Below are 22,410 nucleotides of genomic sequence, written 5' to 3'. Positions count from 1 at the left end.
AGTTCCGGACCTTTTCATATAGGGGCCCGTCAGGCAGCGAGCCAGCTTTGCAGGACGGCCAGGCATGTGCGGATGGCGTCAGCGTGGACGTGCTCGTTGTCCTTGTGCGCCAGCAGCGGGTCCCCCGGTCCGAAGTTCACCGCCGGGATTCCCAGCTCGCTGAAGCGTGCGACGTCGGTCCAGCCGTATTTGGGCTTGGGCTCGGCTCCCACGGCGGCGATGAAGGATGCGGCAGCCGGATGCTGCAGGCCGGGCCGCGCGCCCGCGGCGGCATCGGTGCGGACCACGTCAAAGCCCTCCAGCAGTTCCCGGACGTGGGCTTCGGCCTGGTCCGGAGTCTTGTCCGGCGCGAACCGGTAGTTGATTTCCACCACGCAGCGGTCCGGGATGACGTTGCCGGCGGTGCCGCCGTTGATTTTCACCGCGTTGAGGCTTTCCCGGTAGTCGAGCCCGTCAACGTTGATGGTCCGCGGTTCGTAGGCTGCCAGGCGGGCCAGGATGGGGGCTGCTGCATGGATCGCGTTGCTGCCCATCCACGCGCGTGCCGAGTGGGCAGCCTCGCCCGTTGTACTGGCCTCGAACCGGCTGGTGCCGTTGCAGCCGCCCTCCACGGTGCCGTGCGTGGGCTCCAGCAGGATGGCGAAGTCTCCCTGCAGCAGGTCTCCATGGTTGCGGACCAGCCGTCCCAGGCCGCTCTTGACCGCTTCCACTTCCTCGTGGTCGTAGAACACAAAGGTGACGTCCCGCTTGGGCTGCTTGCCGCCGTCGAACATCCCGGCTGCCAGCGCCAGCTGGACCGCCACGCCGCCCTTCATGTCGGTGGCGCCGCGGCCGTAGAGGATGCCCTCCCCCGGAACTTCCGGGTCCCAGCTGGACGGGACAGTGCCTCTCGAGCCTTCAGTCAGCGGCAGCGGGACCGTGTCCAGGTGGCCGGCCAGGATGACGCGTTCGCTGCGGCCCAGTTCCGTGCGGGCGATGATGGCGTCGCCGTCGCGCAGCACGGTGAGCTGGGGAATCTCCAGCAGGGCGGCTTCGACGGCGTCCGCGAGCTGCTTCTCATTGCCCGACACGCTGTTGATGTCCATGAGTGCCGCGGTCAGCAGCGCCACGTCCTGGTGCAGGTCAAGGGTGGACACGGAAGATTCAGGGGCGGTTTCAGCAGTCACGAAGCAAGTCTAGTTCGAACCGCCCGCCCAGCCCTCGATAGACTGGGGCACATGACTGAGACCGCTTCCTCCGCTGTGCCCGAAACCCTGACCTCCAACGCTGATGACCGTTCCGCCTATGGCTTTGGCGTGGCCACCATCGCCACAGCCGGCAGCGAGGCAACGGTCCTGGACGTCTGGTTCCCCGCCCCGGCACTCGGCGTGGCAGCCCAGGACCTCCGGTCGGTGGACAATGCCGACGAAGTCCTGGCCAGCATCGCCGAGAACGGCGCAGACCAGGACCGCGGCACGGAGCAGAAGGTGGTCTTCGTACAGATCCACCTGGACGAGGCCCCCGCCGACACCGCGGATGCCTACCTCCGGCTGCACCTGCTCTCGCACCGCCTGGTCCAGCCCAACACCATCAACCTTGACGGCATCTTCGGCAAGCTCCCCAATGTCGTGTGGACCAACTTTGGCCCGGCCGCCGTCGAAGGCTTCGAACTGACGCGCGCCAAGCTGCGCCGCCGGGGCGCAGTCACCGTCTACGGCATCGACAAGTTCCCCCGCATGGTGGACTACGTGGTGCCCAGCGGGGTCAGGATTGCCGACGCCGACAGGGTTCGCCTGGGTGCACACCTCGCCGCGGGCACCACGGTCATGCACGAGGGCTTCGTGAACTTCAACGCCGGAACCCTGGGCACCTCCATGGTGGAGGGGCGCATTTCGGCAGGCGTCGTGACCGGTGACGGCAGCGATGTTGGCGGCGGCGCCTCCATTATGGGCACCCTGTCAGGCGGCGGCAAGGAAAAGATCACCATCGGCGAACGCGTGCTGCTGGGGGCAAACTCCGGCGTGGGCATCAGCATCGGTGACGATTCTGTGGTTGAAGCCGGACTCTACGTCACGGCGGGCACCCGGGTCCGCGTTCCGGGACCGAAGGACGAGGTAGGCGAGGACACCACCAGGATCGTCAAGGCTGCCGAGCTCTCCGGCGTACCCAACCTGCTGTTCCGCCGCAACTCCACCACGGGAGCAGTGGAGGCCCTCCCCCGCAAGGGCCAAACGGTGGAACTGAACGACGCCCTGCACGCCAACTAGTCCTTTCGTGGCACCTCTGTCTGTGGCGCGCAGACGCGGCCTGCGCCGCCTGGCGGTGCTGCTCCTCACCCTTGCCTTGGCAGTGGGAGGCATTTACACGGCAGTGTACTTTGTGCAGCGTTCCGAGACCCTCGTGTCGGAACGGTGCACTGCCACGGCCGGGGACCGGACCGGGGAACTGGCGCCGGACCAGGCGGCCAACGCAGCCCTGATCACTGCCGCCGCCGTCCGGCGGCGCCTTCCCGCACGTGCGGCCACCATTGCCCTGGCCACCGCCATGCAGGAGTCCAAGCTGCGCAACATCGGGCACGGTGACCAGGCCGGCCCGGACTCGCGGGGACTGTTCCAGCAGCGGCCGTCGCAAGGCTGGGGCACCGAGGCCCAGATCATGGACCCCTACTACGCCGTCAACGCCTTCTATGACGCCCTCGTGAAGATCCCGGGATACGAGACGCTGGATATCACTGACGCGGCCCAGCAGGTCCAGCGCTCCGCTTACCCCAAGGCATATGCCCAGCACGAGGAGATGGGTAGGGCCTTCGCTTCCGGGCTTACCGGACAGACCCCGGCGGCCGTCCAATGCACGCTTCGCTCCCCGACAGCCGCGGGAAATTCCGCGACAGTGGCCACCGACCTTGAGCAGGCCTACGGCGGCGTTGATGCCCAGGTGGACGGCGCCACCCTGGTGGTTGCGGCGGACGGAGCGCTGGCGTGGTCGGTTGCCCAGTGGGCGGTTGCGAACGCCAAGGACCTGGCTGTGACCAAGGTGGAAGTGGCGGGCCGCAGCTGGGGCCGGCCCGGCGGGGACGGATGGCAGGCGTCGGGGGCCGCCGACGGGCAGGTGCGCATCACCATACGGCAGGACGACGCCGGCACGTGAGGACCGCCGTCGTCCTGCCGTGAAGGCTAGACCAGGATTTCCAGCACCGGCTGGACGTAGCTGCGCAGCAGCTCAGGCTGGCCCATCAGCTCCTGGCTCATGATGATCTTGTCCGGTTCCAGGTACCACGCCCGCTGCTCGTCCAGCGGCAACTCAATGATGGTCAGCGTGAAATCCCGCGAATCCCGCCCCACTTCCATCAGCCGGTCATCCACCATGTCCTCGAGCAGCTGGTCCGCCCCGCTGGCCACGCGCTCGGCTTCAAGCTCCGCATATTCGCTCCTGCGCTCCCTGGCCCAGGTCAGGGCAGAGCCGAAATGGGCCTGCAGGACCCGTTGGAGGGCCGGAGAGTTGCCGAAAGCTTCAAACCCGGGCGGGGACAGTTCGGGGGATGTGTGCGGATGGGCCTTCAGCAGCTGCTCCCACCACGCCTCCCACTCGGTCTTCAACGCGCCGAAGCCGCCAACGTCTGCGGTCAGATGGGTGTGGTCGGCGCAGCGGATTTTGGGGGACGCATGGGAGAGCAGGGGACGCCCCACTCCGTTCAGGCCAGCCGTGTCCCGGACGTAAAGGGCAATCATCATTGGCCCGGACGTATCGGTGGTGATTTGCCACCCTGACCCGCTTGCGTGACGCATCCAAAGTCCTTCCCTGGCCTACTGATGCCGGCCTCATGATCCGGTCCTGCCTACCCGGCTATCAGTCTATTCCCGCAGCCAGTTCACGGTAGTGCAGGGACAGGCTTTTGATCGCTCACCGTGCGAGCCCGTCCAGGTGGCGCTCAAGCACGTCCCGGCACATGCGCGCCGTCATCCAGTCCGGCTGCAGCAGGGCGTGCATGCACAGTCCGTCCAGCACGGCCAGGAGCCGCTCCGCCTCCACCACCAAGTTCTCCTGCGGTTCGTGGTCAGGGAGCAGGGTTGCGACGAGTCCCCCCACGATGGCCGCGACTTCGCGGTGGCTGCGGTCCGCTTCCGCGGCAAGGAACGGCCGGATGCGTGCTGCGTTCTTGAAGGCAAGCCAGGCACAAGCCTCCACGGCGGTTTCCTCATCCAGGGGAAGCATGCCACCCAGAAGGGTTAAGACAGCCTCCCGTTGACGGGGACTGCCGTGGGCAGCTTCCTCCACCGCCGGCAGCAGGCCCTCCAGCCGGCCGACCACGCGGTCAACCACGGTTCCGAACGTAAAGGCCAGCAGCTCCTCACTGCCTTGGAAGTAGTGCCGGACAGAACCCACTGCCAGTCCCGCCTCGTCCGCTACTTCCCGCAGCGACGCCCGCTCGAGCCCGTCCACGGCAATGATGCGGAGGACCGCCTGAACCACGTCCTGCCGCCGGGCCTCGGCATCTACAATTTTGGGCACCATTCTTATTAGCACACTTGTGCTTCCACTGCCCTGTCACACGGCGCCCGCCATCCGGAACACGGCGGCGGCCAACACTCCGCGTGGGATAGCGTTGAGGCATGAAAATCTTGGTCACAGGGGGCACCGGCTACATCGGTTCCCACACTGTTCTTTCCCTGCAGGAAGCCGGCCACGACGTGGTCGTCATCGACAACCTGGTCAACTCCAGCGAGGAGTCGCTGCGCCGCGTGGCCGAACTCACCGGCAAGACCGCAGAGTTCCACAACGTGGACCTGGTGGACGAGGCCGGCGTCGAAAAAGTCTTTGACGGGGCAGGCATCGAGGCCGTCATCCACTTCGCGGGCCTGAAAGCCGTAGGGGAATCGGTGCAGGAGCCGCTCAAGTACTACTACAACAACCTGGTGGGCACCCTGAACCTGGTCCGGGTCATGGACGGGCACAACGTCCGGTCCATCGTCTTCAGCTCGTCAGCCACCGTCTACGGCGAACACAACCCCATCCCCTACATGGAAAAGATGGAGATCGGCGCCAACAACCCTTACGGGCGCACCAAGGAACAGATCGAGGACATCCTGTCCGACCTCGGCGCCGCCGACTCCCGCTGGCACATAGCACTGCTGCGCTACTTCAACCCGGTGGGCGCCCACCCTTCCGGCCGGATCGGCGAGGACCCACAAGGCATCCCCAACAACCTCGTCCCGTTCATTGCCCAGGTGGCCGTGGGGCGCCGCGAGAAGCTCATGGTCTTCGGGGGCGACTACGACACCCCGGACGGCACCTGCCTGCGCGACTACATCCACGTGGTGGACCTGGCCGACGGACATGTGGCTGCGCTCAACCACATCGCTGACCGTACCGGCGTCTTCCGCTGGAACCTGGGCTCCGGCAAAGGCTCCTCCGTCCTGGAGGTGCTGCGCTCCTTTGAGAAGGCAGTGGGCAAGCCCATCCCCTATGAGATCACCGGCCGCCGGGCGGGCGACCTTCCGGCCTTCTGGGCCGACGCCACCTCAGCCCTGGCGGACCTCAGCTGGTCCACCACCAAGACCGTGGACCAGATGTGCGAGGACCACTGGCGGTGGCAGAAGAACAACCCCCAGGGCTACGCCTCGTAGCATTCCCTCCCATCGATTGCTGCGTACTTGTCGTTTTGGAGCCCCAGAACGACAAGTACGCAGCAATCGATGGTGTTTAAACGCGGAACGGCCGCCCACCTGTGGAAGGTGGGCGGCCGTTGTCGTCATTGCCTTGTGCCGGAAGCCGGCGGGGACGGTCAGCGGGCGGGGTAGTCCCGCTCCGGCTCTCCGATGTACAGCTGGCGCGGGCGGCCGATCTTGGTGTTCGGGTCGCTGATCATTTCGCGCCACTGGGCAATCCAGCCCGGCAGGCGGCCGATGGCGAACAGGACCGTGAACATCTTCTCCGGGAAGCCCATGGCCTTGTAGATCAGGCCGGTGTAGAAGTCCACGTTCGGGTAGAGCTTGCGCTGGATGAAGTAGTCATCGCTGAGGGCCTTCTCTTCCAGCCGCATGGCGATGTCCAGCAGTTCGTCGTTGCCGCCGAGCTTGCTGAGGATCTCGTGGGCCGTGGCCTTGACGATCTTGGCGCGCGGATCGTAGTTCTTGTAGACGCGGTGCCCAAAGCCCATGAGGCGGACGCCGTCCTCCTTGTTCTTGACCTTCTCCATGTAGTCCTCGGGCTTGAGGCCCTCGGCCTGGATCTGGCGGAGCATCTTCAATACGGCCTCGTTGGCGCCACCGTGGGCGGGGCCGAAGAGGGCGTTGATCCCGGCAGAAACGGAGGCGAAGAGGTTGGCGTTGGAGGAGCCCACCAGTCGCACGGTGGAAGTGGAGCAGTTCTGCTCGTGGTCCGCGTGCAGGATAAGCAGCAGGTCCAGGGCCTTGGCGACCACCGGGTCCACCTCGTACTGTTCGGCGGGCAGGCCGAAGCTGAGGCGCAGGAAGTTCTCCACCAGGTTCATGGAGTTGTCCGGGTACAGCATGGGCTGGCCGATGGACTTCTTGTGCGCGTATGCGGCGATGACCGGCAGCTTGGCCATGAGGCGGATGGTGGACACCTCCACCTGCTCGGCATTGAACGGGTCCAGGGAGTCCTGGTAGAACGTGGACAGCGCGGACACGGCAGAGGACAGCACCGGCATGGGGTGCGCGTCGCGCGGGAAGCCACCGAAGAAGCCCTTGAGCTCCTCGTGCAGCAGGGTGTGGCGCCGGATCTTCTGGTCGAATTCGTCCAGCTCAGTGGGCGTGGGCAGGTTGCCGTAGATCAGCAGGTAGGACACCTCAAGGAAGCTGGAGTGCTGCGCCAACTGCTCGATGGGGTATCCGCGGTAGCGCAGGATGCCCGCATCGCCATCGATGTAGGTGATGGCGGAGGTGGTTGCTGCGGTGTTCATGAAGCCGGGGTCAAAGGTCACGGCACCGGTCTGCTTCAGCAGCTTGGAGACGTCGTAGCCTTCGTTCCCTTCAACAACCTGGATGCGCGGGAGCTTCAGCTCGCCACCTGCGTGGAGCAGGGTCGCAGCATTGTTGGTCTCAGTCATGGAGTCCCCTTCATGAGGCGTCTTCGGCCTCTGTCGAAAGCTTGATCCAACATCAGGTGAGCCGTGCACGAAGCCTGAGGAGACAGGTTCCAACACCCGGGCTGCCTTCTTGTAGAAAGCCACCATTGATCGTCAACTTAAAAAGTACCGCTCCTTGGCGGGTGTCACTAATCCGTAGCCTTCCCGTCCGGCCTAAAATGCCCCGGATGTGGGACGAGTCACATGATTATTACGTGCCCGTGGGAGCTGGATCCGCCAGCCGTGAAACAGCGGCGTCAATCCGCTCATCGGATCCGGTCAAGGCCACCCGGACATAACCGTTGCCCGCGTCTCCGTAGAAGACGCCCGGCCCCACCACGATGCCCCGATCGGCAAGCCGGTCCACCGTTGCCCACGTATCCTCTCCTGCCGTCGACCACAGGTACAGGCCGGCGTCGGAGTCCTTGATCTCCAGGCCGAAATCGAGCAGCGCGGGCACAAGGCGTTCGCGCCGGCCGCGGTACAGGTCCTTCTGGGCCTCGACGTGGGTATCATCGCCCAGCGCCACCCGCATGGCCTCCTGGACCGGGTAGGGGACGATCATCCCCGCATGCTTGCGGCTGTTGACCAGGTTCGGCATCAGGTCCGGATCACCGGCAACGAATGCCGCCCGGTAGCCCGCCAAGTTGGATTGCTTGCTGAGCGAATACACGGCAAGCAGGCCTTGGTGTGAGCCGCCGGCCACCTGGGGATCGAGGATGCTGGGGACGCGCCGGCCGCCGCGCTGGACGTCCCAGTCGCCCCAGCCAAGCTCGGCGTAGCATTCGTCCGACGCCACCACAGCGCCCAGGTCACGGGCCTGCGCCACCAGGGCTTTCAGCGACCCGGCGTCCCGGACGCTGCCGGTGGGGTTGCCGGGCGAGTTGACCCAGATGAGGCGCACGCGCGACCGGGTGGCATCATCGAGCTCGTCCAGATTGTCGGCGGCAACGGAAGTGGCCCCGGCGAGGGTGGCGCCGATATCGTACGTAGGGTATGCCACCTTTGGGCGTACGACGACGTCCCCGGGCTTCAGGCCCAGCAGCAGCGGGAGCCACGCAACAAGTTCCTTGGAGCCTACGGTTGGCATGATGTTGCGGGGATCAAGTCCAGACACGCCACGGCGGCGTTCGAACCAGCCGGCGATGGCTTCCCGAAGCGCAGGGGTGCCGTGAACGGTGGGATAGCCTGGGGCATTGGAGGCCGCTTTCAGGGCGTCCTGGACCAACTGGGGCGTGGGATCCACCGGGGTTCCGATGGAGAGGTTGACTACCCCGCCCGGGTGCTCCGAGGCCTTGGCCACGTAGGGGGCCATGGCCTCCCACGGGTAGTCGGGCAGGTTCAGGCCAAACGAATTCACTGCTGCGGTCACGTTGTCCGTCCGCGTCAGTGGTCTTGGTTCTGCGGCGGCAGGGCGGCGATCATCGGGTGGTCCTTGCCCGTGTTGCCGATCTTGGCCGCGCCGCCCGGGGAACCGAGGTCATCGAAGAACTCGACGTTGGCCTTGTAGTAGTCTGCCCATTCCTCCGGGGTGTCATCCTCGTAGTAGATGGCCTCCACCGGGCACACCGGCTCGCAGGCGCCGCAGTCGACGCATTCGTCCGGATGGATGTACAGCGAACGCTCGCCCTCATAGATGCAGTCGACCGGGCACTCCTCAATGCATGCCTTGTCCTTAACATCCACACACGGCTGCGCGATTACGTACGTCACGTCCCTGGCCTCTCCACGTTGGGTTCCGGCTTCCCGCCGGCTCTTGCATCCGGCGGCACGGCCGGACTGTTGACATCTGAGCCTATTATCTCCCAGCCCGTTCCCGCGAACCTAGCCGGCGCCCCTAGTATGAACTGGTGAGTCTGCCAGTGCCTGCGCCCGCCCGCTTCCTCGCCTCGGCTGAGCCCGGTACCCGGGTGGTGGTGCGCTACCGGATCGAGGGTGGCCTCACGGATGCCCTGGGCCACCTGCTGGCCTGCGACGCCGGTTCCTGCACCGTCCGTACCCGCCAGTCCGACGTCGTAATTCCCCTTGAGCTTGTGGTGGCCGCCAAGGAGGTCCCGCCCGCTCCCCCGAGCCGCCGGCCGGCCCGCGCTTAAACGCAGAACGCCACCGGTGCAGTACCGGTGGCGTTCTGGGGACTTGGTGAGCTACTAGGCCTTGGCGCGGGCGCGGTTGGCCTTGGACCGCTCATTGGTGTCCAGGATGACCTTGCGGATGCGGATGGCTTCCGGGGTCACCTCAACGCATTCGTCCTCGCGGGCGAATTCCAGCGACTCTTCAAGGGTGAGGTCGCGCGGCGGGGTCAGGTTCTCGAAGGTGTCAGACGAAGCGGCACGCATGTTGGTGAGCTTCTTTTCCTTGGTGATGTTGACATCCATGTCGTCGGCGCGGGAGTTCTCGCCCACGATCATGCCCTCGTAGACCTCGGACGTGGGCTTCACGAAGAAGGAGCCGCGTTCCTGCAGGTTGATCATGGCGAAGGGGGTCACAACACCCGCGCGGTCGGCAATCATCGAACCGTTGGTGCGGTATTCGATGGGGCCGGCCCACGGCTCGTAGCCTTCGGAGATAGAGGCGGCAATGCCTGCGCCGCGAGTGTCCGTGAGGAAGCGGGTGCGGAAACCGATCAGGCCACGGGCCGGAACGATGAACTCCATGCGGCACCAGCCGGTGCCGTGGTTGGCCATGTTGGTCATGCGGCCCTTGCGGGCAGCCATGAGCTGCGTGACGGCGCCCAGGTACTCTTCGGGAACGTCGATGGTCATGTGCTCCATCGGCTCGTGCACCTTGCCGTCGACAATCCTGGTGACAACCTGCGGCTTGCCAACGGTCAGCTCGAAGCCCTCGCGGCGCATCTGCTCCACCAGGATGGCCAGCGCCAGCTCGCCACGGCCCTGGACTTCCCAGGCGTCGGGACGCTCGGTGGGCAACACCTTGATGGAGACGTTACCGATCAGTTCCTTGTCAAGGCGGTCCTTGACCTGGCGCGCCGTGACCTTCGCGCCCTTGACCTTGCCGGCCAGCGGGGAAGTGTTGATACCGATGGTCATGGAGATCGCGGGATCGTCCACGGTGATCAGCGGCAGCGGCTGCGGGTTCTCGGCGTCGGTCAGGGTCTCACCGATGGTGATGTCCTCGATACCGGCGACGGCGACAATCTCACCCGGGCCAGCGGACTCGGCCGGAACACGGTCCAGGGCCTTGGTGGCCAGCAGTTCGGTGATCTTGACGTTCTTCAGCTCACCGTTGGCACGTGCCCAGGCAACCGTCTGGCCCTTGCGCAGGGTGCCGTTGTAGATGCGCAGCAGCGCCAGTCGGCCCAGGAACGGGGAGGCGTCCAGGTTGGTGACGTGCGCCTGCAGGACACCTTCCGGGTTGTAGGTGGGAGCGGGGATGTGCTCGATGATGGTCTTGAACAGCGGCTCCAGGTCCTCGTTTTCCGGGGCGGTGCCGTCGGCGGGCTGCTCGAGGGACGCGCGGCCAACCTTGGCGGCGGCGTAAACAACGGGGACTTCGAGGATCTTGTCCAGGTCGAGGTCCGGAACTTCATCGGCGAGGTCGGAGGCCAGGCCCAGGAGCAGGTCCATGGACTCGTGGACAACTTCCTCGATCCGGGCGTCGGGGCGGTCGGTCTTGTTGACCAGCAGGATGACGGGCAGGTGCGCGGCGAGGGCCTTGCGCAGCACGAAGCGGGTCTGCGGGAGCGGGCCTTCAGAAGCGTCCACCAGGAGGACGACACCGTCAACCATGGACAGGCCGCGCTCCACCTCGCCGCCGAAGTCGGCGTGGCCGGGGGTGTCGATCACGTTGATCGTGATGGTCTCGCCGTTGGAGGACGGACCGTTATAGGCCACGGTGGTGTTCTTGGCCAGGATGGTAATGCCCTTTTCGCGCTCCAGGTCACCGGAGTCCATCACGCGGTCTTCGAGGTGGTTGTGCTCGGCAAAGGAGTTGGTCTGCTTGAGCATGGCATCGACCAGGGTGGTCTTGCCGTGGTCAACGTGGGCCACGATCGCGACGTTGCGGAGGTCACTGCGTGATGCAGTGGCTACCGCGGTGTTGGTGGTGGTTTCAGACATGCGTAAAGACTCGATTCCGTGGGTCAGGTGTAGTCATCGCAACATTTCCAACCGAAACGCACGATAGATCAGGCCCTTAGCACAGGGCTCCTTTTCCAAGTCTAACTGCTGGGGCAAGTGATGGCCTAAATTTCGGCGGGGTTCACGGCCGCCGGAGACGCCGCGATCAGGCATCCCCGGAATGGGATGTGACCAAGTTCACTGACAGTTCTGCGTGCGTGGCATGATGTGGGTGACATAGAGCCCGACCTTTGAGAACGCCGGAGACAACGATGCCCCCTGACAAGGCCAGCATCCTCCGCGGTGCCGCATGGGGCGCCGCCGCAGTGGTTTCCGGACTCGTGGCGGTCGCCGGATTCTTGGGACCCACGGGCAACGGACTTTCGGGCGGCTCCTCCGACAACGGCCCGGCCCGGGCAGCCGCAGGCCAAGCAGCCGGCGGCGAGGCAGCAGCCGGGAACCAGGGCAGCGCGATGCAGGCGGTGGCGGCCACTTCCCAGGTCCGGAATCCGGGCAACGGAAGGCTCGAAGCAGTCCTGCCGGACGTCGGCATGACCGTCCTGCTGATCGGGGATTCGCAGTCGGAACCCACTGATGGCTGGCCTCGCGTGGGCCTCGCCGCAGCTGGGTACAACGTGTACTTCTGCGGCCGCGGCGGCACCGGCTACGTGGCAGCGAACGGCGCCACCGGTAATTACGTGGACGCCCTGCAGCGCGGTGACTGGCTGCTTCCCTCCGGCACGCCCGCACTGGTTGTGATCGAGGGTGGCGGGAATGATGCCGCCGGAGGCGCGAGCAACGTGCAGATCACACGAAACGCCGAGAGGCTGATCGCTGAACTGCGTGCCCGCTATCCCGGGACACGGCTGGCGATGATCGGCACCCTGGCGCGCGGGGCGAACGACGGCGGCGGCCGCCGGAGCGAGGTGGACGCGTTGCTGGGTGCCGTGGCGGCAGCCAACGGGCTGCCCTTTGTCTCCGCGGGTGATTGGCTGACCAGGTACGGGCTGGCAAAGGACCTCGCTGATGCGGTTCACATGAACGCCGAAGGCCGCGCGGCTCTCGGCGGAATTCTTGCGGGCAGGCTGCGGGAACTCGGGCTGGACCGGAAACCGGGAGCGGAGCAGGCCGCCCTCGCTGCAGTGCCTGGCAGCGACAGCACGTTGCAGGACTGACAAGCCAGCCTGCAGAACATCAATCCATGACTGTAGACAATGTAAACACGTGGAGCCGGGACCCAGAGGTCCCGGCTCCACCTGTCTACAGGAGGCTTCCCGCTATGCCACCTCAGGCGGAAGCATCAGCTTCGCGCCGGGGATGGCGTTGAGCAGTGCCTTGGTGTAGTCCTGCTGGGGCGATTCGAAGACCTCGTCCGTGGATCCTGTCTCCACCAGGCGGCCCTTCTCCATCACGCACACGTGGTCCGCGATTTGCCGCACCACAGCGAGGTCGTGGGTGATGAACAGGTACGTCAACCCGAGGTTGGCCTGGAGATCGGCCAGCAGGTTCAGCACCTGCGCCTGCACCAGCACGTCCAGGGCGGAAACTGCCTCGTCACAAATGATGACCTCGGGATCCAACGCCAGCGCCCGCGCAATGGCGACGCGCTGCCGCTGCCCGCCTGACAACTCGTTCGGATACCGCTGCATGGCGGACTGGGGCAGGGCCACCTGGTCCAGGAGTGTCCGGACCTTCTTCTCCCGGCTGGCCTGGTCCCCGATCTTGTGGACGCGCAGCGGTTCTTCGATCGTCCGGTAGATGTTGTACATCGGGTCGAGCGAGCCGTACGGGTCCTGGAAGATCGGCTGGACACGCCGGCGGAACTTGAACAGTTCGGCAGGCTTCAGGGCCGAGGTGTCAACGCCGTCGAACAGGATCCTGCCGTCCGTCGGCTTTTCCAGTTGGAGCACCATCTTGGCCACCGTGGACTTGCCGGACCCCGACTCCCCCACGATCGCCGTCGTGGTTCCCCGCCGGACGTCGAAGCTCACGCCGTCGACGGCCGCGAAGTCCGTCGCCTTGCCCAGCCCTGAGCGGAGCTTGTAGACCTTCCGCAGGTCCTGGATCTGCAGGAAGGTCTCCGGCTTGACTGTTTCAGCGGCAGGCGCCAGCAGGTCGGCCGTCTCCACACCCTGTTCCTTGGCCACCTGGATGCGGCGGCTGGCAAGGGAGGGTGCGGACTCCACGAGACGCTTGGTGTACGGGTGCTGCGGATTGCGCAGCAGTTCCAGCGACGGCCCCGCTTCAACGACGCGGCCCTGGTACATGACCACGACCTTGTCGGCACGCTCGGCTGCCAGGCCCAAGTCGTGGGTAATGAGCAGCACCGAGGTGCCCAGCTCGTTGGTCATGGTCTCCAGGTGGTCCAGGATCTGCCGCTGGACGGTGACGTCGAGGGCCGACGTCGGCTCGTCCGCAATCAGCAGGCGCGGCTGGCAGGAGAGACCAATGGCGATCAGGGCACGCTGGCGCATGCCGCCCGAGAACTCGTGCGGGTACTGGTTGGCCCGGCGCTTAGCGTCCGGCAGCCCCGCCTGGGACAGCACCTTGGCGATATCGTCCGGTCCGCTGGGCCGGCCGTTCGCCCGCAGTGTTTCCCGGACCTGGTAGCCGATCTTCCACACCGGGTTCAGGTTGGACATGGGGTCCTGCGGGACCATGCCAATAGTGTTGCCGCGCAGCTCGATCATGCGCTGCTCGCTGGCATGGGCGATGTCCTCGCCGTCGAGCAGGATCTGGCCGCCGGACACCTTGCCGTTGTTGGGCAGGAGGCCGATGGCGGCCAGTGCGGTGGTGGACTTGCCGGAGCCGGACTCCCCCACGATGGCCACCGTCTCGCCGGGCATGATGGTCAGATGCGCATTCCGCACCGCCTTGACCTCACCGCTGCCGGTCTTGAAGGTGATGGCGAGGTCGCGGATTTCGAGCAGCGGCCGGACGCCGGTGGCACCGGTCTCGTCAATGCGGACGTCTGGACTTGTCATCTCTTTATCTCTCATCGCTGACGGCTCTTCGGGTCGAGGGCGTCACGCACGGCGTCGCCCAGCATGATGAAGCTCAGTACCGTGATGGACAGCGCCGCGGCCGGGTAGAGCATGATTTCCGGCCGGGTCCTGATCGATGCCTGTGCCCCTGCGATGTCATTACCCCAGGACATGATGCTCTGCGGCAAACCGATGCCCAGGAAGGACAGGGTGGCTTCGGCCACGATGAACACGCCAAGCTCCAGCGTCGCCAGGACGATGATGGGAGCAAGCGCATTCGGCAGGACGTGGCGCAGCAGGGCGCCGAACTTGGACACCCCAAGGGCGCGGGCAGCGGTGACGAAGTCCGCGTTCCGTACCTCGATGACCGCGCCACGGGTGATGCGGGCCATCTGCGGCCAGGCCAGGAGCGCGATAACGAACACCACCGTCCACACGCTCTTGTTCTCGCGGAACAGCGGCAGCTGCGTGATTACCAGCGCGCCCAGGACGAGCGGCAGGGCGAAGAAGATGTCGCCCAGCCGGGCCAGTACGGCATCGATCCAGCCGCCGTAGTAACCGGCAAGTGCGCCGAGCGTCACGCCGATGACCAGCACGCACAGTACGGAAAGCAGGCCAACGGAAAGGGAGGCCTGGGTGCCGTGGATGACCCTGGAGTACACGTCGCAGCCTTGGAAGGTGAAGCCGAAGGGGTGCCCGGCGGTGGGGGCGCCTTCTGAATTGGAAAGCTCGCAGCCTGCGTTGGGCGGGGTAGACGTGAAGAGGCCCGGGAACAAAGCAATCACGATCAAGGCAATGATCAGCAGTGCCGAGATAATGAACAGCGGCCGACGGCGGAGCTTGCGCCACGCGTCTGCCCACAGGCTGAGCGGGGCCTGGTCAGTCTTGACGGCGTCCGTTGCCTGCAGCGGTGTCTCGTCGATGGGGGCCACGAAGTGGCTGTTATTACTGGTCATAGCGGATCCTCGGGTCAAGCCAGGCGTACAGGAGATCGACAAGCAGGTTGGCTACCACGAACACCAGCACCAGCACGCTGACGATGGAGACGATGGTGGGGCCTTCACTGCGAAGAACAGCCTGGTAGAGCTTGTTGCCTACGCCGGGAACGTTGAAGATGCCCTCCGTAACAATGGCACCGCCCATCAAGCCGCCCAGGTTGGCGCCCAGGTAGGTCACCACGGGGATCAGCGAGTTGCGCAGGATATGGGCCAGGACCACCCGCGGCCGGGAAAGGCCTTTGGCGGTGGCTGTCCGCACATAGTCGGCGTTCATGTTCTCGCTGACTGACGCGCGGGTCAGCCGGAGGACATAGGCGAAGGAGACGAGTCCCAAAACCACTGCCGGCAACAGCAGGGTTCCCCAGTTGGCGTTGGCGCCCACGGTGGGTTTGGCCCAGCCGAGCTGCACGCCGAAGACGAGCTGGAAAACGAAGCCCAGGACGAAGGTGGGGACTGCGATCACAACCAGGGAAGCCACCAGGACGGTGGAGTCGAACCAGCCGCCACGGCGCAGGCCGGCGAAGACGCCGAACGCAACCCCGAAAATGGCCTGGATGGCGAGTGCCTCGACGGCGAGCATCGCCGTCACGGGGAAGACACGGGCAAGGCTGGCGGCGATGGGCTGGCCGGTGAAGTCGTTGCCCAGGTTGAAGGTGAAGAGGTTTTTGAGGAACAGGCCGTACTGGACCCAGAACGGCTGGTCCAGGTTGTACTGGCTGCGCAGGGTGTCAATGACGGCCTGCGGGGGCTGGCGGTCGCCGAACAGCGCGGCGATGGGATCGCCGGGCAGGGCGAACACCATGTAGTACACCAAAAGGGTAGTGCCGATGAAAACAGGGATCACCTGCAGGAGTCGGCGCAGAATGAACCGGATCACAGGATCACCTGCCTTCCGGTAAGGGGGAAAACGCGTTCATGAATGCCTTCCTGCCGCTTGCAAGCCAATGGGGGCCCGGACGGAACCGGAACCCCCATCAGCCTGACGGCAAGTTAGATCTGGTGACTACTTTGCGGTAATGCCGTAGTAGAGGATTTCACCGTTCCAGCCGGTCTCGGCCTTCGTGATGTTGTTGCTCCACACGATCGGCCGTGCCTGGTCCCAAAGCGGCAGGCCCGGCAGGTCCTGGAACAGGATCTCCTGCGCCTGGTTGAACTTGGCGTTGGCCTCGTCGGTGCTCTTGGCGGCCAGGCCATCCTTGAGGAGCTTGTCGAACTCGGGGTTCGAGTACTTCTCGTAGTTGGAGGAAGCGCCCGTTGCCCAGACCGGTCCCAGGAAGTTGTAGAGCGACGGGTAGTCACCCTGCCAGCCTGCGCGGGTCAGGCCCGGCAGCTGCTGGGACTTGCGCAGGTTCAGGACTTCAGCGAACTTGGCGAAGGGCTGGATCTCAGCCTGGATGCCGAGGTTGTTCTTGAAGCCGTTGGCGACAGCGTCAATCCATTCCTTGTTGCCGCCGTCGGTGTTGGAGGCAATCTGGAGCGGCTTGGAAGCGTCATACGGCTGGATCTTGTCGGCCTGCGCCCACAGGTCCTTGGCCTTCGCGGGATCGAAGTTCAGGACTTCGCTGCCCTTGATGCCTTCCTTGAAGCCATCGATGACCGGCGGGGCGAATGCCTTGGCCGGGGTGCGGGTGCCGTTGAAGACCACCTTGGCGATTTCCTCGCGGTTGATGGCGTAGGACAGTGCCTGGCGGCGCAGCTTGCCAGCTTCTCCCTGGAAGTTCGGGTTGTAGCCCGGGATGTTCAGGGTGGAATCGGTGGCGACGGCCTTGGTGGCGTTCCGGTCCGGGAAGTCGTTGACGTAGGTCTTCAGTGCGTTGGACGGCAGAACGTCAGTGATGTCCAGGTTGTCTGACTGAAGGTCCGTGTATGCGGGGCCCGGATCGGTGTAGAACTTGAAGGTCACGCCGCCGTTCTTCGCTGCACGGGTGCCGTTGTAGTCAGGGTTCTTTACGAGCGTGATGGACTGGTCGTGGACCCAGGAACCCTGCTTCTCGAACTTGTAGGGACCGTTTCCTACCGGGTTCTCGCCGTAGGTCTTGGGGTCAGCCAGGGCTGCGGAAGGCAACGGGTAAAACGCCGAGTAGCCAAGGCGCAGGGACCAGTCAGCTTCAGGCTGCGCGAGCTTAACCGTGATGGTGGAATCATCGGTTGCCTGGAGACCGGACATCTTGTCAGCCTTGGGGGCGGGCGTGGTGGTGGTCTTGCCATCAGCACCCTTGGTGGAATCTACGGCAGAGACATCGTCGTAGCCTGCGATGGATTCAAAGAAGAATCCGTTGTTCTGCAGGTTCTTGGAGTTGGCGGCGAAGTTCCAGGAGTCAACGAACGTCTTGGCCGTGATGGCTTCACCATTGGTGAACTTCTGGCCCTGCTTGACCTTGATGGTCCAGTTCTGTGCGTCGGACGACTCGATGGAATCGGCCAGCGCATTGACGGCCTTGCCGTTTGCGTCGTAGCTGCGAAGGCCTTCGAACAGCAGGTTGACGACCCGGCCGCCGTAGACCTCGTTGGTGTTGGCCGGCAGCAACGGGTTTTGTGGTTCGTTGCTGTAGGCCGTGATGACCTTGTTCGGATCGCCGGCGGCACTGCTGGCACCGTCGTTGCTGCCACCGCCGCCGGTGCCGCATCCGGTCAGGGCAAGCGCGGCGATGGCCACGATGCCCAATGCTTTGGAAGTGCGCGTAAAACGCATTCCGCCTCCTATGAGTTGTGGGAGAGAGATATAGGGGAATCTTGTGCTTCCCCGCAGGCCGGACGCAGCTCAGCGCTGTGACGAAACCTACATAATACGAGTTAGCCTAACCGCACGTAGTCCAGATATTGGTACTCCGTTGCCAAACCGTGACCGGCGCAGTGCAATGCCGCATTCAAGGGTGGATAGTTAGGCACGTCACATGCTACTCGCCGGTAAGCCTGACGGCGAATCGGCGCCGCAAGGGCCAAAGGGCCCTAAACAGGGCGTGGCTGCAGCTAGGACAGCCGCCACTCCCACACGTTCCACCACACGCCGAGTGGCCCGGGGCTGGTCTTGACGCCGGTGACACGGGAACTGAAGGCCGTTGTTCCCAGGGTCTGGTAGAGCGGGAGGCCGTACGCGTCCTCCCAGATGTGCTTGTCGATTTCGGCCAGGAGCTCGTCCTGTTTGCCCAGGTCGGTGGTCACGGCCAGTTGCTCCATGACCTTGTCCGCGTCGCCGTCGGAATATCCCGTGAAGTTGCTGCCTGCCCCGGTCCGGAAGATCTGCGGCACCCTGCTGACACCGGCCTCTGACCCGATCCAGCCCGACAGGGCGGCGTCATAGCCACCCCGGCTTAGCGCGGCAGCCCAGTCCGCGCTTCCCTGCCCGCCGTCGATAACCCGGAATCCCGCCAGCCCGGCTGAATCGCGGATGAGGGCGAACGCTTTTGCCCGGTTCGGATTGTCCCGGTTATAAAGAATGCGGATGCTGGGAGTGGCATCCTTCAGGAGCTTCTTGGCCCCATCAATGTCCACCTTGGCGTAATCGGAAGACCCGTTGTTCTTCACGGTGTCGTCGTACTTGGGCTGACCGGGCAGGAACACCTGCGAATCCAGCGGCGCGTTGTCCGGCCCCTGGGTTCCCACCACGGCGTCCACGATCGCCTGCCGCGGCACCGTTTTGAGGAAGGCTTCCCTGACATCCTTGTCGGCGAACGGCCCGGAGAAGCTGAGGTCCAGATGGTCGTAGCCGGACTGTTTGTACCGTTCAACGGTGATCCCTTGGCCTGACAGGCCGGTGAGCAGATTGTCCGTGGCAGCCGAGGGCTGGGGCGAGATGATGTCTGCCTGGCCGTTGCGCAGGGCATCAACTGCCGCCGGCACTGCGCCCGTGAACCTGACATTGATCTCGTCCAGCCAAGGTTCCGCGCCCCACACGTAGTCCCGGTTGCGGACCAGCTTCATCGACACTTCCGGCACGATGTCGCGCACGATGTAGGGACCGCTGGACAGGTAGAGCGCGGGGTCGTCCGGAACGGATTTTGTGTTGAAACCGGTGTTCCAGAAGTCGCTGACCTTTTTGAGGGCCGGGTGCGGCGCCGGCTTGTCCGGGTTGCCGCGCGGCGTGTCCTTAAGCAGCTTGACCAGGTCTTGCTCATCGTTGAGCCCGCTCTTGGCCGCGACCACGTGGGCCGGGAGTCCGACGTCGAACGCCACTTCCCAGTCAGCGTACGGTGCGGCGTACTCGATGGTGATGGAACGGCCGTCCGACCCGATTTCGGGAAACAGGGTACCCGCCAGCCCTGTGGTGTCGGAGGCAACCGAGAAGTACTTGGTGCCCTTGCCGGCGGCGGCGGGGTCGACGTCGTCGAAGTAACCCGACCCTGCGGCCCAGCTCAGCAGGAGGTCGGCAGCTCCGATCTGGGCGCCGTCCGACCACTTCACGCCGTCGTTGACCGTGTACTTCACCTTGAGCGGCTGGTCCGAGACCTTTTCGAAGTGCCCGAACTTGTCGTTGCGGACCACCCTGGAGCTGGCGTCGAGGTAGAAAAAGCCCGAGTGCGTGATGGCACCGATCTTGGAGTTGATGTCGGTGTTGCCGTTGGCGCTGTAGGGGTTGAACGAGGAGAATGCGTTGACCTCGGCCACGGTGACACTGCCGCCGCGCTTGGCCTCCCCCACCACCACGGACGGGGCGCTGGCGCCCGAACAACCCGAAAGAACCAGGGCAGCCGCCAACGAGGCAATAAGCAACTGCATCAGACGCCGGACCGGCATGCCGCCTCCTTGTGGTTTTCCCTCTCCGGAGGGGACTGGGGCCGCTGCGATCACGCCCTACAAACTCAGGATACTTGGTACTGCTGCCCGGTATCCGAATCCGATCCCCCGCCACTTGGAGAGGTAGTCCGGGCAGCCGGACGGGACCTCCGGCCCAAGCCCGGCCAGGATCCATGCCCCTTGCGGGTGCAGTCCGTCATCCTGCCAGGAAACGATGATCTGCGTATGGTTCCAGCGTGACGCCGCCCATAGACGCTGACCGTCCCGCCGTCCAATAAAGGGATTGCAGCCCGCACCTTTGGCCACTTGCCGTACTCCCACGAATGCACGGCCTCTGGTGCACCCTCATACCTCGGTGTCAGGTACTCGTAATTGTTGTCCTCAAGGGTGAAGCTGCCTATGCCGTAAACAAACCTGCCCCGGTTCAGCATCCGGCCAACGGCTTACAGGTCGATTTTCACCACGGAGAGCACAGTAGGTGGAGGGAGTGACAAACCTGTCGGACAAAGAAAAACACCCCCACGCGAATCGGCCGGACTCAAGCGTGGGGGTGTTTCTAGGGAGGTGGCCTCCGGTAATTTGGGGGGTGACCGGAAGCCATTACAACCATAAGCAAACTTATTGTTTCCGTCAAATCTGTGATTCCGACCACATGTATCGTCACCCGTGGGATGTGGCTCCAGGCAACTACTTTCGGGGGAGCCACATCCCTCTATTTATTGCCCCTATAGAGGCTCCTATGAGGACTGATAGCTCGCCGCCAAGCTCAACGTATCCACGGATACAGTGCGCCGCACGTGCACGGCAGGTAAATGGCCTCACGCAAGGATCGGTCGGCTGAATCGCTTTACTGATGAGGACTACCAAGCCATCGTTGCCAGGCCGGCAGCTCCAGAACCGTGTCAAGGGTACGGCGCAAGCGCATTGCGGAGATGCTCAGATCGATGTCAGACGGTCGCCTCCAGGCCCGCCGAAAAGCCCCGGTCCTGCCAGTAGGCCCGGGGCTTTTCAGCGGCTCCACTACGCATCCATCCATCCGCTCTTCCGAACCCATCGAGTAATCTCCGTCAGGTCATCGTCAATCCTGGCGAGGACAGCCACGTCTATCGTTCGGTGCGTCCTGTTCTCGCGTTCGATCAGCCCATCCGCCACGCGTTTGGCAGCCTCGAAAGATTCGGCTTCGAACTGCTGCGGTTTGGACTGACTCCGCTTGTCACTGCCATCTATCGGATAAAGGAACGTGAGATGGAAGGTCTGCATGCGGACAGTGTACTAAGAGCTTTTAGCGCGCCTGTGCTGTTTCACAGGGCTGCCAGCGGGCAGCAGAAAACCCCCGCGTCCGTTGACTCAAACCGCGGGGGTTCTTCTAGGGCAAAACTAGTACCTACCATGCCGGTTTACCTAATCGCGTGACTGGCTAAGGGGTGGGCGGTTAGGCACTTCTACGCCTCCGGGCTAATCGCGGCCGGCTGTGAGGTGGTTACGGTCCAACGGGCCCTAGGGCGTGTCTCCTAAAGCTGTCAGCCAGATGCTGATGGCCCGAAGGACTGCTCCGCCGCGACAGGTGAGTGCGAGTTTGTCGTAGCGTGTGGCCAGGGCTCGCCATTGCTTGAAGGTGTTGAAGTTCCGTTCGACGACATTGCGGCCCTTGTAATCTTCCCTGTCGAAGGCCGGAGGTCGGCCGCCGCTGGAGCCTCGTCGTTTTCGATGACCGATCTGATCGGATGGTTGCGGGATGACTGCGACGATGCCGCGGTCACGCAGGTGGGTTCTGATTGCTCTGGAGGAGTATGCCTTGTCACCGCGGACACGGTCCGGGCGGGTTCGCGGTCTGCCCGGACCGGCGCGGTTGATCTTCAGCTGCTTTATCAGGTGGGTGAACATCGGCGCGTCCCCGCCCTGGCCGGGAGCAACTAGCAGAACCAGCGGCCTGCCTTTACCGTCGACTAGGGCGTGGATCTTGGTGCTTAGTCCGCCACGGGAGCGCCCAATGGCGTGGTCGTCGGGCTCAAGAAACAGATTCATGTAATTCGAGCAGGCCCCCTGTGGTGCGGGGAAGGTTGGTGCCGTGCTGGTGGGCGCGGTTGACCGTCGAGTCGACCGAAACCGACCAGTCCACTTCACCGCGGGCGTCCGCGGTCGTCAGCAGCGCTGCCAGGATGCTGTCCCAGGTCCCGTCTCCGCTGTAGCGGCGGTGCCGCTTCCAGATCGTCTGCCAGGGACCGAACTCAGCAGGCACGTCCCGCCAGGCGATCCCGCACCGATAACGGTAAATGATGCCCTCGACCACACGGCGGTCGTCCCGAAACGGACGACCCCGGCAGCCAACAGAGGACGGCAGCAACGGCTGAATGCGGGCCCACTGCCCGTCAGTCAAAACAGAATTACGAGACACCCATCCAGCATCCCGGCTAAAGTGTCCCAGATTTAGGAGACACGCCCTAGGCCATGCCAACGCAACGACGACGTTGGACACGTATTCGCACCTGTGGCCGACCGCTGAAGACCGCACCAGGTCCGCGGCAGGAGCCATGAAGACCAAGATCTCAAAA

19 protein-coding genes are annotated in these 22,410 nt (G+C 64.4%); 5 read left to right on the top strand and 14 right to left on the bottom strand.

Annotated features, from left to right (window positions below):
- Window positions 1–29: 29 nt before the first annotated feature.
- Complete coding sequence (gene dapE / locus J7I84_RS18695; RefSeq protein ID WP_214946022.1) at window positions 30–1,166, bottom strand: succinyl-diaminopimelate desuccinylase; 1,137 nt, start codon at window positions 1,164–1,166, stop codon at window positions 30–32.
- Window positions 1,167–1,217: 51 nt separating this feature from the next.
- Here dapE and dapD point away from each other — a divergent pair, with 51 nt between their 5' ends.
- Window positions 1,218–2,246, top strand: coding sequence for a 2,3,4,5-tetrahydropyridine-2,6-dicarboxylate N-succinyltransferase (gene dapD, locus J7I84_RS18690; protein ID WP_214946021.1), 1,029 nt, complete (start codon window positions 1,218–1,220; stop codon window positions 2,244–2,246).
- A 22-nt stretch (window positions 2,247–2,268) separates the two neighbouring features.
- Window positions 2,269–3,126, top strand: a complete 858-nt coding sequence (locus J7I84_RS18685) for a hypothetical protein (RefSeq protein WP_214946041.1) — start codon at window positions 2,269–2,271, stop codon at window positions 3,124–3,126.
- Between the two features lie 26 nt (window positions 3,127–3,152).
- Here the strand turns inward: J7I84_RS18685 and J7I84_RS18680 are convergent, their stop codons facing one another.
- Window positions 3,153–3,764: a hypothetical protein gene (locus J7I84_RS18680; RefSeq protein WP_214946020.1), complete on the bottom strand. Its 612-nt coding sequence runs from the start codon at window positions 3,762–3,764 to the stop codon at window positions 3,153–3,155.
- 115 nt (window positions 3,765–3,879) lie between these two features.
- Window positions 3,880–4,488 carry a TetR/AcrR family transcriptional regulator gene (locus J7I84_RS18675; RefSeq protein ID WP_214946019.1) on the bottom strand — a complete coding sequence of 203 codons (609 nt, stop codon included), beginning with the start codon at window positions 4,486–4,488 and terminating at the stop codon, window positions 3,880–3,882.
- A 101-nt stretch (window positions 4,489–4,589) separates the two neighbouring features.
- Between J7I84_RS18675 and galE the strand changes: the two genes are divergently transcribed.
- The gene (gene galE, locus J7I84_RS18670; protein ID WP_214946018.1) at window positions 4,590–5,603 is read left to right on the top strand and encodes a UDP-glucose 4-epimerase GalE; all 1,014 of its coding nucleotides are present in this window, start codon (window positions 4,590–4,592) and stop codon (window positions 5,601–5,603) included.
- A gap of 158 nt (window positions 5,604–5,761) precedes the next feature.
- Here the strand turns inward: galE and J7I84_RS18665 are convergent, their stop codons facing one another.
- The 3 genes from J7I84_RS18665 to fdxA form a co-directional block, all read right to left on the bottom strand.
- Window positions 5,762–7,048: a citrate synthase gene (locus tag J7I84_RS18665; RefSeq protein ID WP_214946017.1), complete on the bottom strand. Its 1,287-nt coding sequence runs from the start codon at window positions 7,046–7,048 to the stop codon at window positions 5,762–5,764.
- 229 nt (window positions 7,049–7,277) lie between these two features.
- Window positions 7,278–8,438 carry a succinyldiaminopimelate transaminase gene (dapC, locus tag J7I84_RS18660; RefSeq protein ID WP_214946016.1) on the bottom strand — a complete coding sequence of 387 codons (1,161 nt, stop codon included), beginning with the start codon at window positions 8,436–8,438 and terminating at the stop codon, window positions 7,278–7,280.
- A gap of 14 nt (window positions 8,439–8,452) precedes the next feature.
- Window positions 8,453–8,779: a ferredoxin gene (gene fdxA, locus J7I84_RS18655; RefSeq protein WP_013601705.1), complete on the bottom strand. Its 327-nt coding sequence runs from the start codon at window positions 8,777–8,779 to the stop codon at window positions 8,453–8,455.
- A 137-nt stretch (window positions 8,780–8,916) separates the two neighbouring features.
- Here fdxA and J7I84_RS18650 point away from each other — a divergent pair, with 137 nt between their 5' ends.
- Complete coding sequence (locus J7I84_RS18650; RefSeq protein ID WP_214946015.1) at window positions 8,917–9,159, top strand: hypothetical protein; 243 nt, start codon at window positions 8,917–8,919, stop codon at window positions 9,157–9,159.
- A 54-nt stretch (window positions 9,160–9,213) separates the two neighbouring features.
- Here the strand turns inward: J7I84_RS18650 and typA are convergent, their stop codons facing one another.
- Window positions 9,214–11,142, bottom strand: a complete 1,929-nt coding sequence (gene typA, locus J7I84_RS18645; protein WP_214946014.1) for a translational GTPase TypA — start codon at window positions 11,140–11,142, stop codon at window positions 9,214–9,216.
- 272 nt (window positions 11,143–11,414) lie between these two features.
- On the opposite strand from typA, the gene J7I84_RS18640 reads away from it, so the two are divergent.
- Complete coding sequence (locus J7I84_RS18640) at window positions 11,415–12,317, top strand: SGNH/GDSL hydrolase family protein (protein WP_214946013.1); 903 nt, start codon at window positions 11,415–11,417, stop codon at window positions 12,315–12,317.
- Window positions 12,318–12,419: 102 nt separating this feature from the next.
- On the opposite strand, the gene J7I84_RS18635 is transcribed toward J7I84_RS18640, so the two are convergent.
- From J7I84_RS18635 to J7I84_RS18605, 7 genes are all read right to left on the bottom strand, one after another.
- The gene (locus J7I84_RS18635; protein WP_214946012.1) at window positions 12,420–14,126 is read right to left on the bottom strand and encodes an ABC transporter ATP-binding protein; all 1,707 of its coding nucleotides are present in this window, start codon (window positions 14,124–14,126) and stop codon (window positions 12,420–12,422) included.
- A gap of 11 nt (window positions 14,127–14,137) precedes the next feature.
- A complete protein-coding gene (locus J7I84_RS18630; protein WP_214946011.1) occupies window positions 14,138–15,082 on the bottom strand; it encodes an ABC transporter permease in 945 nt (314 codons plus the stop codon).
- On the bottom strand, window positions 15,072–16,001 hold the full coding sequence (locus J7I84_RS18625; protein ID WP_214946010.1) for an ABC transporter permease: 930 nt from the start codon (window positions 15,999–16,001) through the stop codon (window positions 15,072–15,074). The genes J7I84_RS18630 and J7I84_RS18625 overlap by 11 nt, the downstream gene beginning before the upstream one ends.
- A 126-nt stretch (window positions 16,002–16,127) precedes the next feature.
- Window positions 16,128–17,816, bottom strand: coding sequence for an ABC transporter substrate-binding protein (locus J7I84_RS18620; protein ID WP_214946009.1), 1,689 nt, complete (start codon window positions 17,814–17,816; stop codon window positions 16,128–16,130).
- Window positions 17,817–18,094: 278 nt separating this feature from the next.
- Complete coding sequence (locus J7I84_RS18615) at window positions 18,095–19,858, bottom strand: ABC transporter family substrate-binding protein (RefSeq protein ID WP_214946008.1); 1,764 nt, start codon at window positions 19,856–19,858, stop codon at window positions 18,095–18,097.
- A 1,020-nt stretch (window positions 19,859–20,878) separates the two neighbouring features.
- The gene (locus J7I84_RS18610) at window positions 20,879–21,118 is read right to left on the bottom strand and encodes a hypothetical protein (RefSeq protein WP_214946007.1); all 240 of its coding nucleotides are present in this window, start codon (window positions 21,116–21,118) and stop codon (window positions 20,879–20,881) included.
- A gap of 237 nt (window positions 21,119–21,355) precedes the next feature.
- Window positions 21,356–22,253 (bottom strand): IS5 family transposase gene (locus J7I84_RS18605; protein ID WP_311381167.1). Its coding sequence is split into 2 segments (ribosomal slippage): window positions 21,356–21,901 and window positions 21,903–22,253, totalling 897 coding nucleotides; the frame shifts between segments, so codons are not numbered across the junction.
- Window positions 22,254–22,410 lie beyond the last annotated feature (157 nt).

It is taken from the genome of Arthrobacter sp. ISL-85 (assembly GCF_018613675.1).
Classification (GTDB): domain Bacteria; phylum Actinomycetota; class Actinomycetes; order Actinomycetales; family Micrococcaceae; genus Arthrobacter.
This window is presented reverse-complemented; position numbering and strand designations above follow the sequence as displayed.